This window comes from Vibrio sp. Of7-15, from assembly GCF_022347565.1.
Taxonomy (GTDB): Bacteria; Pseudomonadota; Gammaproteobacteria; order Enterobacterales; family Vibrionaceae; genus NORP241.
Map to the genome: position 1 here is coordinate 324,743 of NZ_JAKRGH010000001.1, position 16,946 is coordinate 341,688.

Annotated in this window: 13 protein-coding genes; 8 read left to right on the forward strand and 5 right to left on the reverse strand. The window is 40.9% G+C overall.

The annotated features are described in order from the left end of the window. The first annotated feature begins 10 nt into the window (after positions 1–10). Positions 11–544 (forward strand): molybdopterin adenylyltransferase, encoded by a 534-nt coding sequence (gene mog / locus MHO82_RS01315; protein ID WP_239182045.1) that lies wholly within the window; start codon positions 11–13, stop codon positions 542–544. 365 nt (positions 545–909) lie between these two features. On the opposite strand, the gene MHO82_RS01320 is transcribed toward mog, so the two are convergent. Continuing rightward, positions 910–1,698 (reverse strand): M48 family metallopeptidase, encoded by a 789-nt coding sequence (locus tag MHO82_RS01320; RefSeq protein WP_239182046.1) that lies wholly within the window; start codon positions 1,696–1,698, stop codon positions 910–912. Positions 1,699–1,981: 283 nt separating this feature from the next. Between MHO82_RS01320 and MHO82_RS01325 the strand changes: the two genes are divergently transcribed. The 4 genes from MHO82_RS01325 to MHO82_RS01340 all read left to right on the forward strand — a co-directional run bounded on the left by MHO82_RS01325 (position 1,982) and on the right by MHO82_RS01340 (position 5,201). Beyond that, positions 1,982–2,416 (forward strand): hotdog fold thioesterase, encoded by a 435-nt coding sequence (locus MHO82_RS01325; protein ID WP_239182047.1) that lies wholly within the window; start codon positions 1,982–1,984, stop codon positions 2,414–2,416. Positions 2,417–2,457: 41 nt separating this feature from the next. Then, positions 2,458–3,282 carry an HDOD domain-containing protein gene (locus MHO82_RS01330; RefSeq protein WP_239182048.1) on the forward strand — a complete coding sequence of 275 codons (825 nt, stop codon included), beginning with the start codon at positions 2,458–2,460 and terminating at the stop codon, positions 3,280–3,282. 3 nt (positions 3,283–3,285) lie between these two features. Continuing rightward, the gene (locus tag MHO82_RS01335; protein WP_239182049.1) at positions 3,286–3,516 is read left to right on the forward strand and encodes a DUF3389 family protein; all 231 of its coding nucleotides are present in this window, start codon (positions 3,286–3,288) and stop codon (positions 3,514–3,516) included. Between the two features lie 896 nt (positions 3,517–4,412). Then, entirely contained in the window at positions 4,413–5,201 is a 789-nt protein-coding gene (locus MHO82_RS01340; protein WP_239182050.1) for a hypothetical protein, read from the forward strand. Between the two features lie 67 nt (positions 5,202–5,268). On the opposite strand, the gene prsR is transcribed toward MHO82_RS01340, so the two are convergent. From prsR to MHO82_RS01360, 4 genes are all read right to left on the reverse strand, one after another. Then, on the reverse strand, positions 5,269–6,609 hold the full coding sequence (gene prsR / locus MHO82_RS01345) for a PEP-CTERM-box response regulator transcription factor (RefSeq protein WP_239182051.1): 1,341 nt from the start codon (positions 6,607–6,609) through the stop codon (positions 5,269–5,271). A gap of 80 nt (positions 6,610–6,689) precedes the next feature. Beyond that, positions 6,690–8,765, reverse strand: a complete 2,076-nt coding sequence (gene prsK / locus MHO82_RS01350) for an XrtA/PEP-CTERM system histidine kinase PrsK (protein ID WP_239182052.1) — start codon at positions 8,763–8,765, stop codon at positions 6,690–6,692. A 48-nt stretch (positions 8,766–8,813) separates the two neighbouring features. Continuing rightward, complete coding sequence (locus MHO82_RS01355; protein ID WP_239182053.1) at positions 8,814–11,855, reverse strand: efflux RND transporter permease subunit; 3,042 nt, start codon at positions 11,853–11,855, stop codon at positions 8,814–8,816. Positions 11,856–11,866: 11 nt separating this feature from the next. Continuing rightward, a complete protein-coding gene (locus MHO82_RS01360) occupies positions 11,867–12,934 on the reverse strand; it encodes an efflux RND transporter periplasmic adaptor subunit (RefSeq protein WP_239182054.1) in 1,068 nt (355 codons plus the stop codon). Between the two features lie 211 nt (positions 12,935–13,145). Here MHO82_RS01360 and MHO82_RS01365 point away from each other — a divergent pair, with 211 nt between their 5' ends. The 3 genes from MHO82_RS01365 to MHO82_RS01375 all read left to right on the forward strand — a co-directional run bounded on the left by MHO82_RS01365 (position 13,146) and on the right by MHO82_RS01375 (position 16,846). Continuing rightward, positions 13,146–13,457 carry a hypothetical protein gene (locus MHO82_RS01365; RefSeq protein ID WP_239182055.1) on the forward strand — a complete coding sequence of 104 codons (312 nt, stop codon included), beginning with the start codon at positions 13,146–13,148 and terminating at the stop codon, positions 13,455–13,457. A gap of 68 nt (positions 13,458–13,525) precedes the next feature. Further along, the gene (locus tag MHO82_RS01370; RefSeq protein WP_239182056.1) at positions 13,526–15,427 is read left to right on the forward strand and encodes an urea ABC transporter substrate-binding protein; all 1,902 of its coding nucleotides are present in this window, start codon (positions 13,526–13,528) and stop codon (positions 15,425–15,427) included. A 216-nt stretch (positions 15,428–15,643) separates the two neighbouring features. Beyond that, entirely contained in the window at positions 15,644–16,846 is a 1,203-nt protein-coding gene (locus tag MHO82_RS01375) for an EAL domain-containing response regulator (RefSeq protein WP_239182057.1), read from the forward strand. Positions 16,847–16,946: the final 100 nt, after the last annotated feature.

Genomic DNA, 16,946 nt, shown 5'->3' on the forward strand with positions numbered 1-16,946 from the left:
GGTATAAATCATGACCAAGGCAAAAATTGGTATTGTGACAGTAAGCGATCGTGCAAGTGCAGGTGTGTATGAAGACATTTCAGGCCAAGCGATTATTGCTACGTTGAATGAGTATCTGACTTCAGAGTGGGAGCCTGTGTACGAGGTGATCCCTGATGAACAAGATGTGATTGAAGCAACATTGATCAAAATGGCAGACGAGCAAGGTTGTAGCCTGATCGTGACTACTGGTGGAACGGGGCCTGCAAAGCGCGATGTGACTCCAGAAGCGACGGAAGCTGTGTGTGATCGTATGATGCCAGGCTTTGGCGAGCTGATGCGTGCTGAGTCCTTGAAGTTTGTACCGACCGCGATTTTATCTCGTCAAACGGCGGGTTTGCGTAAAGACAGTTTGATTGTGAATTTGCCAGGTAAACCAAAATCTATTCGTGAATGTTTAGATGCGGTTTTCCCTGCAATCCCATATTGCATTGATCTTATGGAAGGGCCATTTCTTGAATGCGATGAAGCCGTGATCAAACCATTTCGCCCGAAAGCGAAATAATAAATACCTAACGTATTGAATTGATGTAGATAATAGAGAAAGGGAAGGCGCATTGCCTTCCCTTTTCTATAGTGCAAGCGAAGTATTGCGTTGGTTTCCTTTACTTCATTGAGCAAAGGTAGTTATACGTTGCGATGTTGTGCTTTGTTACAAACGATTACATCTAAAAAAGCCTTTCATAAATGTGATCTAGATCATTTTTTATGTTTTTTGAAGAGAAATATGTGTATTTCGTCTGATCCCGCTGGTTTATATCACGTAATCAACATAAATATTCAATTTAAATTGGATTCCTAGTTTATAAATTCGCGTAACGTTTATATCTCTGGATATTTGGCTTTTTTCTTCAAGTATTTTGGTTATCGTTATGAAGGTTTTACACAGTTGGGTTTTATGGTTGCGTATTGTGGTAAGCGTGTAAGCTCTGCTTGTAGATCACTAATTCGGGTATCGTGGGAAGGGTGAGTGGAAAGCAGCTCTGGTGGTTGTTGGCCTCCTGATGCTTTGGCCATGTTTTTCCACAGTTCTACACTCTGTCTTGGATCGAAGCCAGCTTTAGCCATAAAATCGAGACCGACAATATCTGCTTCAGATTCTTGAGTTCGACCATAAGGCAACATAACACCGTATTGTACCCCTAGGCCCAGGGCACCCATTGCGATGTCGTGGTATTCCGAGGTCTGTAAGGCAACACTAGAAACTTTCAGGCCCACGTTGGCAATTTGGCTACGAGACATACGTTCATTACTGTGATGAGCTAAAACGTGTGCTACTTCATGGCCAAGAACGGTGGCAAGCTGGTCAGCATTTTTTGCGACATTAAGTAACCCTGTATACACACCAATTTTCCCACCAGGTAGTGCAAAAGCGTTGACTTGTTCACTATCGAATACCACCACTTCCCACTCTGAGAAACCACTTTGAACACCTACCTGACGAGTAATGGCTCCAGCAACACATTGAACGTATTGGTTGATTTTTGTATTGGTGCTGATTTTTTCTTGTTGCTTGAGTTGCTCAAAAGATTGTGCACCAAGCTGAGACATGTCGCTTTCAGAAAATAAAATAACTTGGCTGCGACCAGTTGGAGAGGTGGAACAAGCCGATAATACAGCTGTGCACAATAAAGCTAGGGCAGTGGTTGGTTTGAACATTCTAACTCCTTATAAATGTTTTATTTTTATTATTATATCGGATTGAATGATTATACTTAAATAAACAAAAAGAATAGTTATTGATTTGTTTAAATATTCATCGATTTGCTAAATGTATTCTTTCAGTGCTAGCGATTTCTATGCTCTGGCAGTATTCTAGAACAAAAATTAGCATAGTCATCTAAAAGTATTGCTAACTAACGGTTTTTTATGCGCCGATAGCGCTTTCACTAAATGAACAGTGCATGTTTTTAGATGGAGTGAATATACACCTGAGGCAGCCATGAGTATTTGGAAAAAAGAGTTTGATTTGACGTCGTTAAATGAGTCATCGGCGAACACGCTGGTTGAGCATCTAGGCATTGAATATAGCCATGTAGACTCGGAAAGTTTAAGTGCGACGATGCCTGTAGAAGCAAAAACTCATCAACCTTTAGGTATGCTCCATGGTGGTGCTTCTGTTGTTTTAGCTGAAACATTAGGATCAGTGGCAGCCAATATGTGTGTGGATGATTCACGCTTCTGTGTTGGTCTAGACATTAATGCTAACCATATTCGTGCAGTAAGAAGTGGAGTCGTCATAGGGAGAGCGCACCCTTTACATATTGGTACTACAACCCAAGTGTGGCAAATCGAAATCACAGATGAGCGAAAACGTTTGGTTTGCACAAGTCGATTGACTGTTGCGGTTGTAAAAGATAAAAAACGTGTTGAATAAAAATAATATTCCTAAGAGTTCATAAGATCGGAGTTTAAGGTATGGAAGTTGGAAAAATTTTAAGCCGTGCTCATGAGTTACCTAAGATCCCTAAGGTTGTACGTGAGCTAATGGAAATGGTAAATCGTGATGATGTTGAAATGTCTGAACTATCACGCACGATTTCATTAGAACAGGTTGTTAGTGCCCGTGTTATTCGCTTAGCAAACTCGGCTCATTTTGGTCGTGGACGTTCAGTTTCTTCTGTTGATGATGCCGTGATTCGGTTAGGACTGGAGCCATTAAGAACATTGATTGTGGCTTCTGCGTTAGTGAGTGCTTTTCCTTATGTTGAAGTGATTGATTTAGGGAAGTTTTGGGAAAAAACCTTTGAAATAGCCTTATTAAGTAAAGGCTTAGCCCAGTCGTGTAAAATTAATCCAAACGACGCTTTCACGGCAGGCATGCTGCATAACATTGGCGATTTGATGATCTATACCATCATGCCTGATAAAGTCGCTGAAATTGATGAAAAAATTGAGCAAGGTATGCAAAAACCCGATGCTCAAAAAGCCGTTATAGGTGCTAATAGTGCAGAGCTTGGTGCTAAATTAGCAGAAGGTTGGAAATTCTCTCCTGAGCTTGTTCATGCGATTAGCGAACAATATCACCCGAAAGTCGATAATATTTTTTCACCGTTAGCTGCAACAATTCGTCTAGCAAATGCCATCGATGAACAGTGGGATGATTTGCCGAATGAAGATGCCAAACCGGTATGGATTGCAGAGCAGCTTGAATCCACGATTTTATCGTTAGATGATCGTGTCATTTTGTTTGTGGATGAGATTCGAGGCAGTGGTAAAGAAATGGCTCAGCTGGTGATTTAAGCGGTGGTTATTTCATTTTCAGGCGGTAAAATTATCGCCAATATGCACGAATTGGTGGTGAAGTTATCAGATCCTTGCTCTGGTACCTTACAGGCACAAATCGATGACATACAGCTTATCCGCCAAGCTCATGTGATCACTGCTCAAGGTAGTGGAGTGACGTGGTCAATTCGTTTAGATAGTGAAGCCCAGTTAATGCAGTTGTCTGAAGCGGTAGGGGTTGCCCCACTTTAGCTGGCGTATCATGATAATTTGAATCATCGTTTGACCAAAATTTGAGATAATGAACAAGATCCTAAAGGAAAGAGTTAGTCCCTTTTCCGGTATTTTTCTTTGTTAATGTCAATTTTGGTCATTATCTCCCAGGCACAGTATTTTCGGTGCCGCTGTGGCTTACAAGTCCTTCATTTAGTTTACTAAAAACGTATATTCCTTACTTCTTCTTCTCGAAAAGTCTCTTTCCACAATGCGTAATTTCCTTGTCTTATTTTATTCTTTAAATCTATAGTATTTATTGTTCTTTCCTCTATGCATTCTTATATTCACCATACTTTATGGTTGTATAGCCTGCATAATTAAGGTTTGAACGCCTGCTGCAATTTTGGGCTCTACCTCTTGCAAGAAAAATGTTTCACAGTATCATGGGTCGATTATAGTTTTTTGCAGGTTTCCCCATGGGTGAGTGGAAAATTTCAGCTCTATTGGGCGTTTTATTTATCATAATGTCTTATGCATTTCCGGGCTTTTACATCGCAAAATTTTTTCTGTTTATTGCTTTAGTGATGCTGATTAACGCTACGCGTCAGTTGGTAAAAATGCTGAAAAACAGAGATTACTCGTTGTAGGTTGATCTGGTTGATAGATTTAGTTTTCTATCATTTATTTTTAGGGGTAGCACTTTTTAGAGTCACCTGATTTTTCCAAGAATCATGTAGTTACCCCTTAATTTTACTTCTTTTCTTTGTGCTTATTTTCTCTTCTAATTTGTATATTTCACTGTTGTTCTATTTCTCTTCCTAATAAATTTTTACATTTTGTTGATTTCTTTTGTTGCAAATTATAAAAAATGGGACCACAATAAAACGGTGTTCAATTATTTCTGACCAGTATAGAAAGTTAAGGAAGATGAAATGAAAAAGTTCTTATTAAGCATGATTTGTGTGTCTAGCCTAGTTGCATGTGCTGCGCCAAATCAAAGCGGCCCTAGCCCTGCACATGGAATGTCATCTGCGTTTATTGGTCTCGCTAATTTGGTTTTATCGCCTTTGCAAATTGCAGCAGGGGTATTGGAAGGGGTCGCTGCCGTACCTTACTACATGTCATCTGGTGTACACGAAATTAATAAAGGGCTAATTGCAGCCCAAGCGCAGATCACATTAGATGATACCTACGAAGCTGCTTATGGAACTCGGTTATCTTCGGTGCAGGAAAGCGGTGACACGGGTGAAGTGTTCCGTCGCATGAAGCACGCGAGTACCCATTTTCAAACAGTTTTGAAGCAATATGGCGTACCTAAAGCAGAGAATTATATTTTAACTAGCATCGATACAGCAAAACGTGATGGTTATATCTTGCTCGCAGTGGTTTATCGCCCTATGGATAATATACAAGTCATCGATAAATACGATCACCGAAGTGTACGTAATTTTGAAAGTGCAGATCGTTTGTTTTATGAACCATATAAAGTAACGATGAATGGCCGACGTTTAGATACTGTTATTGATTGGGCGGCATATCCAACGGATGTGATTGCCACGCAAAAAGGGCAGGCAACATTAATCACTATGGCTGCAAACTCAGTGGTGAATGGTAAACGTGCGGAAGATTATTGGGGAATCGAAGGTCGTTGGGTTTCGGGCGAATACCGAGCTATTGCTCAGCAGCAAGTGAATAGCGTTGGAAAAAACTTGCACCTTTAAAGCTCAATACACTGAATGAAAACGGGTAGCTCTCTATAGTTGAGGGTTACCCGTTTTCTGTGTTTTCCTATTTCTCAAGTGAGTACTTATCCATTAGTGCGTAAAGAGTCGGACGAGTAATACCCAATAAATTCGCGGTATTGGACATGTTACCGTCACTCACTGTGAGTGCATTTTGGATCGCTTCTTTCTCTGCCTCTTCTCTGACTTGGCGTAAATTTAATGGTGTTGTTGTTGCCTCTGCATTAGGGAATAGCGCTAAATCCATTGGTGTGATGTGTTTTCCGTCGGCCATGATCACTGCTGATTTTACTTTATTTTGCAACTCTCGGATGTTGCCTGGCCATACATGACTGCGTAGGGCTTGAACGGCTTCTTCATTAAACCCAGAAATAGAGCGTTTCAACTGGTGGTTAAAGCTGTGTAAAAACGCTCTGGCTAGGAGCAGGATGTCTTCACCACGCTCCCGGAGTGGTGGAATATTAATGGTGATTTCACTAATACGGTAGAATAAATCTTCACGGAATGCTTTTTCTAACACCATACCCTGTAAATTTTGGTGAGTTGCACACACGATTTTTACGTCGATCCGGATTTCTTGGCGACCGCCAACACGTTCAACGACCTTTTCTTGTAAAAAACGTAAGATTTTTGCTTGTAAGGGGTAGGGCATATCACCAATTTCATCTAAAAAGAGTGTACCTCCATCGGCGCATTCGATTTTACCCATGGTGGTTTTATGGGCACCAGTAAAGGCACCTTTTTCAAAACCAAATAATTCGCTTTCTAATAAGTTTTCGGGGATAGAAGCACAGTTTATGGCGATAAACGGTTTGTCTTTTCTTGGGCTTTTATCGTGAATGGCACGAGCAAGTACTTCTTTACCAGTACCACTTTCGCCGAGTAATAATGTGGTTACTTCCGTTGGAGCGATGCGATCAACCATTCGACATACTTGCTGAATTTGTGGGCTGTTGCCGATAAAGCCATTATTGTCTAGTGACGCACTACGTAAAATTTCATTTTCTTTTTCGATGTTGGCGACAAAGAAGGCACGGCTAATAATGATAGAGAGCGTGTCGTCATCAATGGGTTTTTGATAGAAGTCGTGCGCTCCCATGGAGATGGCTTCTAAGGCGTTCTCTTTATCATCATTACCAGTAATAACAATCACTTTGGTACTGGGTGCGAGCTCTATGATACGTTTTAAAGTGGCCAAGCCTTCACTGGCATTAGCTTCATCAGGTGGTAAACCTAAATCGAGTGTGATCACTGAGGGTTCATGACGTCGTAAGGCATTAATGGCTGACTCTTGGTCGCCAGCTAAAATAACGTCGTAATCACTTAACGTCCATTTTAGCTGTTTTTGAATGCCGATATCATCTTCAACTACGAGTAAAGTATCCATGACGTAATAACCTTTCCTTGGTTTATGTGTAATTGTCGTCCTGCCGTTAGTAAGTATAGTCGCTGGATCTGGCTTAGTCGTTATTGTGCAATAGTATGTTTATGATTTTCTGTAATGGGAAAGTGCAATTTAAAATGTGTTCCCTTATCTATTTCTGATCTGACTTGTATATGACCGTGTATTTCTTCGACTAATTTTTTTGCATCATATGCGCCAATTCCCATCCCGGCATTACCTTTGGTGGTGTCAAAAGGTTTAAATAAGCGTTCATTAATAAATTCTTCGCTCATACCTGAGCCTGTATCACTGATGGTAACAATACAGTGCTGGTTCTCTTGTAATGTGGAAACGGTAATAGAACCATCGTTATGAGTGGCATCCTGCGCATTTTGAATTAAGTGCGACAACATATTGGTTAAGCGCTCTTTATTGACGGTGACTCTAGGCTCAAAGTTGTCGTCTAAGTGTAATTGTGGTTTGGGCAAATCACCGGATCGGGTTTTGCAAGCTACCGCTAAGGCCTGATGTAAATCCACCGTTTCTGTTTGTATGCTAGCGGTGCGTTTATTTCGCAGTTGATCCATGACTTTCGTAAGTCGGTTGACGGCGGAGTCGACGGTTTCAAAGGCATCATCAATGAACTCTGGGTTGTGTTTGTGCTTTTGCGCATTTTTAGAAAGTAGGTGTAATTGGGCAACGACATTCTTGAGATCATGCACAAGAAAGGCAGACATTTGATTAAAGGTATCGAATTGTTTACTTTCGGCAAGAGCAATATTGGTATGGTATAGATGCAAATAAGTGGTGATTTGGGCACTAATGGCACGCATTAAGTCACGATCCTCCCAGTTTATGGTTTCGGTTGACGTGGGATGGGAAAGCAGACAAACGGCATTAAAGCCTTCGGCATTAGTGAAAGGAATAATATAGGAAAATGCAAGATTATCTGGAATTAGGTTGGTATTAAACGCAAAAGGCTGCCATTTTGATTCATTTTTTAATTCATGAATATCAACGATCCAATGGTATTGGATTGCTAAATTTGATAGCTGATCAAGGATTTCTTGGGTCATTTCGTCTTGTTCTGAGACATTTACTTGAGCCTTAGTGACAAACGTACTTCCTTCCTTTAAGGCGATAAGACCTGAGCTACAAGCAAATGGGTGCATTACTGCATTGAGGGCAGCAATATAAGGAGATGCTTGAGGTTCGTTTAAAATCGAAGCAAAACGCATCCACTCTTCACGGTATTCATATTTGTTCGCGAAAAAATGTTTGGTGATAAATACCTTCATTTTTCGACGTAGTGGCTCAGACAGAAAAAGGCTAGCGAGAATTAAGCCACTCATGGCGAAGAAAACATTCTGAAGGAGCTGCCCCCAGTGGCCGTTAACGTATTTGATGTAATAGCCAACCAACGCCATAAATAATAAATACCCCCCAGCGGCTAACAAAAGTGTGCTGTGGTAAATGACGTCTCTAGATACATAGACTCGAGCAGACCAGTTTTTTACTCGTCGGGCAGTGAGCACAATAAGTGGAATTGTCATGAGTACAACCCATGAACGAGCGTACCAAAATGTGGCTGAAAAAGACGTGGTTAATAGGCTGTCTGCGTAGTAAGCAAAATCATAGGCATAAAAAAGCCCAAGGCCTAGACAGAGTGGCTTTACTGTCCAGCGGGCGCTTCGTTCAGTTTGGCGATATAAATTTTCAATTAACCATAAACCAAGTACGGATTGAGCTAAGTGAATGAGTGGCATGTATTTATTGACCGTACTTAGTAACCAATAACCAGAAAAAAACGCGCTGAGTAATTCACTAACCATTACGATTAAGAGCAGCGCTGAAATGGTTTTTGTTGCAGGACTTGCAAAAATGACGTCACGTATTTTTTTATAATCTGACAGTGCGCAGGCTAAGAGCAAAAACCAGCCAATATTACGAAGGGTTTCTAGGCTTAGGTGCAGTTCAATGGGGTATTGAAAGTGGATCACAATCATTGCACTGAGTGCCCACACTAAACTAATGATGCTGGAGATCATTAATATTTTCTTAGGCAAACTGTGCTGTCGTGTGGTCAGCAGTAGCAAAAAGAGAAAGAGGTAGCCAAGCCCTGTTGCGCCATAACCAACGATGCCAATGAATCCATTCAATGCTGTTACTCCTTTATTGGGTTTACCTTTTAACTCTAATCCATGAGTTTATTGGTTTGTGTGCGCGTGAGGTGGCTCCTTGGTAAATAGGTAAGTGAGCATAGGAACCACAATTAAGCTAGATAGGGTTGAAGCTAATAATCCACCAATAATTACCCAGCCAAGCGGTGCCCATAAATTGCCACCATATAAAGTCAGAGGGATCAAACCGCCAATGGTGGTTAGTGTCGTTAATGTGATCGGTGGTAAGCGCCTTGAGCTAGCATTACTCACCGCGTCAAATAAGCTTTGGTGCTGATCTAAATTATGATTTACCGTATCGACCAAAATAATGGCGTTATTGACCACAATACCAAACAAACTGATCATGCCCACAAAGGCCATAATCGAAAAAGGGTAGCCTGTGGCATATAAACATACTGTAGCACCACCAATGGCAAATGGCATGGAAGTAAAAATAACAATAGGTTGAAAGAAAGAGCGAAAGCGCAGTACTAAGCAGGCAAAAATGCTGAATACGGCCACTAGCATGACTTGACTAAGTCCTTCGAAGTTCTCTTTCCTCGCTTCTTCTTCCCCACCAAACTCGTATCTAACCGAAGCGGGTAGATCTATGGTTTCTAGGTGTTCGGCCAATTGCACTGTTAGCCTATTCACCGAGTACCCTCTGGCGGCATCGGCAGAGACTTTGGCGGTGCGAATTTTTTGGAAGTGGAAAAATTCTGGCTGACCTTCTTGTAGTGTTGGGGTAACAAATTGCTGCAAGGGAACCAATTCGTTATCGGAGTTCGGAATACGAATAGAATCAAGTTGACTGATGTCTTGAGTTGGGCCTTTTACAACTACAGGGTATTGATTTCCTTGGGGATCAGTTAGATTCCCGACACGGGTTCCAGTCAGCCATGCTTTCAATGAAGAGTCGAGATCGGTGACGGCGATTTGGCTCATGGCGAGTTTTGAATAATCAATACTCAAGTTCACTTCAACTTGAGGTTCTGAAATCACATTACGGATGTTAACCATTCCCTCAGTATTTCTCATGTATTGCTCTATTTGGTCAGCCAGCATGGCCAGTTCATCTAGGTTTTCACCCATTAAGCGTAATGTGATTGGAGGATCGGTGACGGGGCCTTGCTGCATTTCTCGGATCTGCACGGTGGCTTCGGGCATGGTGGCAAATTTGTCACGTAAGTCGGCGATAAGTTGGTTTACGCTATCGGCATCGTAATGGTTGAGCTGCACCAGTATTTGACCATAGTGTGGTTGGCCTCTGCGTGGGATCTCATTGTAGTAAATTCTTGGGTTGGCATTACCAATGTTGAGTGCAGTGGAAGACACTAATGGTTCTTCTTCGATTTGCTTGGCAACAGAGCGCACAATCACATCGGTTCGGGCGATAGAAGTATTTGGTGGTGCTTCAATATCAACCAGTAAGAAAGGCTTTTCGGCTTTTGGAAAGAGAGCCAACCCTATTTTCGGAAAAAAGGACAGCATTCCGACTAGGCACACAATAGCAATAATGATGACGATAATAGGATGGCGTAATACGCCGTGAATAATGGTTTGATAACCCGTATTAGCAAACCAGCTGATGAGATGTTGTAGTGTCCATTTACTCTGTACTCCAGCTTTTAATATGCGACTTGCCATCATTGGAGTAAGCGTAAGAGACAGCAGCAACGAGATGATTAAAACAAAGCTGACGGTGACTGGCATAGAACGCATAAAATCGCCACTGGAGCTTTGCAGCATCAGCATAGGCAAAAAGGCGAATACAGTGGTGAATGTGCCTAAGGTGCTGGCCCAGCCGACTCGGCTTGCTCCTAACATGGCGGCTTGTAAAGGGGAGTGCAAATCAAACGATGAAGATTGAATATTTTCAGTCACGACAATTGCGTCGTCCACTAACAAGCCTAAAGCAATGATTAAACCCACAATGGACATTTGCTCTAAACCAAAGCCAGTAATATCTAAAAATCCCATGGCGATAACAAACGAAAGGGGCACGGTAAAAGTGATGAGTAAAGAGGCACGAAAACCTAAAAACAATAAAGACAAAAGGGCGACCAGAACTAGGCCTTGGATCAGGTTGTCAAAGAAACCATCAACCCGTTCTTCAACACTGTCAGCTTGTTTGAAAAGCAGTTCAAGTTGGATATTACTTGGCAATGATTGTTTGAATTGTTCTACATCGTTCAGTAGTTTGTCGGTGACTTCAAAAATATTAGAGCCTTTCGTTTGCTCTACAGTAATAAAGACAACGGGTTTATTTTTGAAATAAGCTAAGTAGGTGGGCTCATTACTGGCGTAATCAATAACAGCAATGTCATCAGCAATAATGGGAGAAAATTCTGTTTGTGCAATGATGGTTTGTTTTATTTCATCAAGGTCGGCGAAATCGCCACTGGCTTTTAAATTAAAACGTCTTGCTTCGCCATCCACAAAGCCCGGGATGACGTTTTCGGCTCTGGCTGCAAGTACCCCGCTTAAATGGTTGATACTAAGCTGGTGGCGAGTCAGGGCATTAGGTTGAGCGGTCACTTCAATAATTTGCTCTGGCAGCCCCCAGCGTTCAGCTTTATTCACCTCTTGAAAGCGTTCTAGCTGTTTTTCTAATTGCTCGGAATAGCGATCAATTAAGCGATAATCCATCGGCTCAGACCACATTGCAAACTGTAAAATATTGACCGAGGTCGGGGAGGCTTTCAGGATAAAAATTTGGCTTTCTAGTGGCAAAGAAGGCTGAACTTTATTCACCGCTCTTAGTACGTCTTCGTAAGCATCATCGGGATCGACACCATATACAAACGTGATTTCGATGCGAGCGCCACCGTTATTGATGTCGGTGGCTATTTTTAGAATGTCATCCAGCTCAGAAGCAGCCTCTTCGATAGGATCTACAACCAGTGCTTCTACATTTTGTGGGGTAGCACCGGGGTACACCACTTCGATTAATGTAATGGGTAAATCAAACTGAGGGTCTTCTGATCTTGGCATGGTTAAATACGAGACAACACCAAGAGCAACCAAAAGCGCAATAATGACAAAAGTAAACTGGGTATGTTTTAACGCCGCTTTAGGTAAAAACATCCGATTGCCCTCTATTTGTTATCGGTTGGGAGATCTTGTCCTAGTTTTCCCCACCCATGTACAACGACATTCAGGGGCTCATGGTTGGCTGTTATTAAAAACTGGTTATGATCGAGGCGAAGTACTTTCACTTTCTTCTGGGCCACTTTTCCCTTTTTTGATACCCAAATGATTGCGTTCTCATCTTTCATGCCTGCCAGAGCGGAAAGAGGGATGGAGTAGACTAACTGCTCTGTGTTTGTTGTGGTTAAGGTGGTTTGTAGCCATTGCCCAGCGTAAGGTCGATTGGTTTTATCGATATCGAGCAATATTTCTATTTCATACAGCCCAGTTTGTGGATTGGTGATGGCTGCAATGGAAGCGATTTCTCCACTCACTTTCTGGTTGTCTGGTAGCGTAACTTGAATATTCACTGAGTACTTCAGAAGCTCGATTTCACTTTGAGTTAGATCCAGTTTGACGACTAAATTATCAGGGTTGGATGAAGCAATTAAATAAACGGGAGATCCCGCCGCCACAAGCTCACCAGGTTGTACAAGCCTATCAAGAACAATGGCATGAAATGGCGCTTGAATTTCAGATTTATTAATGTCGTATTGGGTATTTTCTAACTGTGCCTTAGCTTGAATTTGGGCCGTTTCTGCTTGCTCTAAAAAATCTTTTGAGACGGTTCTATTTCTGTATAGTTTACGGGCACGTTCTAAATCTTGGGTCGCTTTGCGGTAGCTTGCTTGAGCTGATTTTTGGTTCGCGACCAAATCATTAGCTTCTAGGGTGGCGATCGTGGCATTAGATCGCATGGTTTGGCCTACATCGACCAGAAGTTTTTGTATGTACCCTGCGGTTTTAAAAGACAGGTTCGCTTTATGTCTGAAATCCACTTTACCAATACGATTAACTTTTAATTCTAGCGGTGTTGGCTCAATGGAAACGACTTTAATAGGCAAATTATCAGCTATAGCTGTCGGCGTAGAGAGCAGGGATAAGGTAAGAAGGAAAAAACAAGTGATATATAGTAAAGATGATTGAGCTTGCAAGCACCGCACTAAGCGGCTTGTTACGGGTGGTGCTGCGTTCATGTTTGCTCCTAACCACTAAAATGAGATAACGACCAATTTGGTTGTGTTTATCAAATCAGAGTCAATAAGTGCATCACTTGCTAAACACTTATTAAATAAAGTCCTTACGGTGCAATAAATCAAATCATTAATGGTGTTGATGTGATTCTGAACGAGTAGCAGAAGTCAGTAACTCACACTAAGCTTAGTGGAAACCATAAGGAGAAGTCTTATGCGAGTATTACTGTTGTCTTTTTGTTTTTGCTCGTTCATGCTATCTGCCTCTCCACTGAAGTTAGTCAGTCAAAACTTTGCTCCGTTTGCCGATGAAAGTGAAACTGGTGAAATGACGGGTGTTTTTGGCCCTTCAAATACTCAATATTCTTTAGAGTCGTTTAACCATACTCTAGGTGATATGGGGTTAACACAAATGACTATTAAAGTGATCCCAGAAGCGGATGGTCAAGGTTTGGTATTACTCAAAGAAGGGATGTATCAGGCGTATTATGTTAACCGTGACTTGTACTTTATGACGGCTGTGTAGGGCATAGGTCAGCTACATTTTTGAATGAAATGTTCATTATAGTTGGGTTGAAACCAGGGAGCGGATAAATGGTTTGGATACAGTGTGCTTTAAGGCGTTTTTCTTTTTTGTCTTTTGTTATTGCACTGTTGTTTCATTCCTCTTTTTTGCATTCAGAAGAGCCCATTAAAGTTGGGGTTTTGCATTCTCTGTCGGGCACCATGGCGATAAGCGAAACTCCCGTTGTGGATGCAGTCATACTAGCGATTAAACAAATTAATGATAGGGGGGGATTATTAGGCCGTAAATTGGAAGCTATTATTGTCGACGGGGGCTCAAATGGGGAAAAGTTCAAGCAGAAAGCGGAAAGCTTGATACATGATGAAAAAGTGGATGTCGTATTTGGCTGTTGGACCTCAGCTTGTCGTAAAACTGTGAAGCCTATTTTTGAAAATAGCGGAGTATTGCTGTTTTATTCTGTTCAATACGAGGGGATGGAAGAGTCATCCAATATTATTTATGCGGGCGCTACCCCAAACCAGCAATTGACCCCAGTATTAAAGTGGCTAGCAGAGCAAGATAAAAAGCGTATTTATTTACTTGGTTCTGATTATATTTTTCCGCAAATGTTTAACTTGGTTGCCCATCAATATGTCAAAGAGTATGGCATGACTATTGTGGGAGAAAAGTATGTGCCATTAGGCAGTCGTAACTTTGATGTTGTTATTAATGATATAAAAAACACGTCTCCTGATGTGATACTGAATAGCTTAAATGGCAGCAGTAATATTACGTTTTTTAATGCCCTTCATGAATCTGGTTTTAATGCGACAGAGCTGCCCGTGGTGTCATTTAGTTTAGGGGAAAGTGATATCAAAGAAATGCCCACTTCTGAAATTGTCGGCCATTATGTATCTTCTTCGTATTTTGATAGTTTAAATACCAAACAAAATCGCAGTTTTAAAAAAGAGCTGAAAAGTAAGTTATCCATTAATGAAGCTAGTGCAGTTATGGCTTCTTCATACGCTAGTGTGCTTGTATGGGCTCAAGCTGTCACTCGGGCAGGGAATACTCTTATTGATCATGTTGTTCCTAATCTTGCTGGGACTTACCAAACACCGGCGGGGAAAATGAAGTACCACCCGAACAATAATCATTTTTCCCAAGAGTCCTATATAGGTAAAGTGGATGATACGGGCATTATTGATATTGTGTGGCGCAGTGAACAACCAATTAAGCCTGAGGTGTTTCCAAACGGGAAAGGAAAAGGTTATTGGTATAAAAAGCAAGATGATCTGTATGAGGAGTGGGGCAAGCGCTGGTCTTATTCCGATGAGCGTTCTTATTCTTATTTGTCCGTTTTAAATACATATACCTCTGAAGATGAGCCTTATATTATCGTAGATACTGAGTTGAAAAATAGTAATAGCGGTTTTATGGGAGATTATATTCGAGAGGCATTTTTAAATAATGGTTTTGAATTAAATATACAAAAAGTGCCAAAAGCGCGAGATAAAAGGACGATAAAAACAGACTCTTCTTTTTGGTTCCCTGCCGTGAGATGTGAGGGGTTATACCCTTCTAAGCCGCTGTGGCATTCGGTTGCGGGTTTGGCAGTAAAGAAAAGCAATCTTGATAATGAGATTGAACATATAGGCATGGTGAGGGGAAATGAAATTAATGATTCGGTGACTTCTTTATTTAAAGGTAAGAATTTAAAATACAGTTTTGCTACCAATAACCAACAAAATGTCAAGAAGTTGTTTCATGAACGAGTTGATGCGGTTGTCATTGATGAATACCAACTTAGTTATATTCTTTCTTCGTCTATGGCTGCTCGATTCGATATTGTTTTTTTAGATAACTATCAAACAAATTATGAACTTAGAGCCTGTTTTTCCACGGCTTTGGAGCGAAGTTTGTTTGAGGCGATGATAGATAAATTTAAAACGAGAAAGACAATGGTGTTACCCACGCCGAGGTGGCGCTAGGTGGACCTCTCAATTATTTTAATGTTGTTCATGTAGTGTTTTATTTTGTTGTTAAATATATTCTTTAACACTCTCATCGTCTTACGTATAATCCACCTCCCTTATGGCTCTATGTAGTCATAATGATAATTTTGTCTTGTTTCTTCGTTTCATGGTGGCAAGATGAGCAAATTAAACTAGATTTAGTAAATTGGTTGCATATTGTAGGGACATGCAATGAGGAAAAAGAAAAACCTGATTGTGATTGATGATTCACCTGCCATTTTAATGTTTATGGCATCAGTGTTGGAAGAGTATGAAAGTTACAATGTTTATACTGAAGATTCAGCAGAAGCAGCATTAAATAAAATTTCAGAAGAACCAGATAAATTTTCAGCTGTTCTAACGGATTTAAACATGCCTGGCATGGATGGTATGGAATTAATCCGTCATTTAGGGGAAGCAAAATTCAAAGGTGGGATTATTATTATTTCTGCCATGGATTCACGAGTAGTAACGTTAGCCTCTCAGATAGCGAAACGCAATCAGGTGTGCTTAATCGGCAGTTTGAGTAAGCCTATTCAGGTTGATGCTTTATCTAAAGCTTTGAATAAGTTAGAGCAATTGGAAGAGAAAAGCTTTTTTAAATATCAAAAGCTGACCCAGTTAGAGCTTATCGCTGCATTAAAAGATAAAAGGTTGAAGCCTTATTACCAGCCTAAGTTGAACACTAAGACGAATCAAGTCGAAAGCGTCGAAGTATTAGCAAGAATTGTTAAACCCGGGCAAACAAGCCCTATTTTACCCGGGTGCTTTCTTCCTACAGCTGAAGCTTGTGATTTAGTTGATCAAATGACTTTGCAAATTATTGAAGAGGTGGCTGCAGATTATGCTACGTTGCAGGAGGTGTTCGGTCCTACTGTAAAAATAGGGTTTAACTTATCTCCTAATCAGTTATCTGATCTGTCTTTTCCTACACAGCTAGAACAAATATTAACCAAATATAAGATCAGCAGCCGACAGGTTATTTTAGAAATTACGGAAGAATACGCACTGAAAACAACGGTCCAACTGGAATCGTTAAACCGTTTGAGAATGATGGGTTATGGTGTATCTCTCGATGATTTCGGTACAGGTTTTACGAACATCAATCAACTTAGAAGCTTGCCGTTTACGGAAGTGAAGGTTGATCGTAGCTTTATCACTAATATTCACGTAGATACATTTTGTCAGGTGGTAGTGAAGTCGTTATATGATTTAGCGGATCAACTGAATATTAAATTAGTGGCTGAAGGTATAGAGAACATCGAAGAATACCAATATCTCTCAGACAATTATGAGAATGCACTCATTCAAGGCTACTTGGTGTGTAGACCACGCTCTATTGAATGCTTGAAAGTCTGGTATCAGAGCTGGTTACTAACAATGGATAAAGCATAAAGGTGTAGGTAATTATCTATGGCGGCTGTGTTATTAAATTGTTAAGGTGATTTTTTTGTTAATACCTTAATAAAGGAACTGCCTATGCTAAGAATGGCTT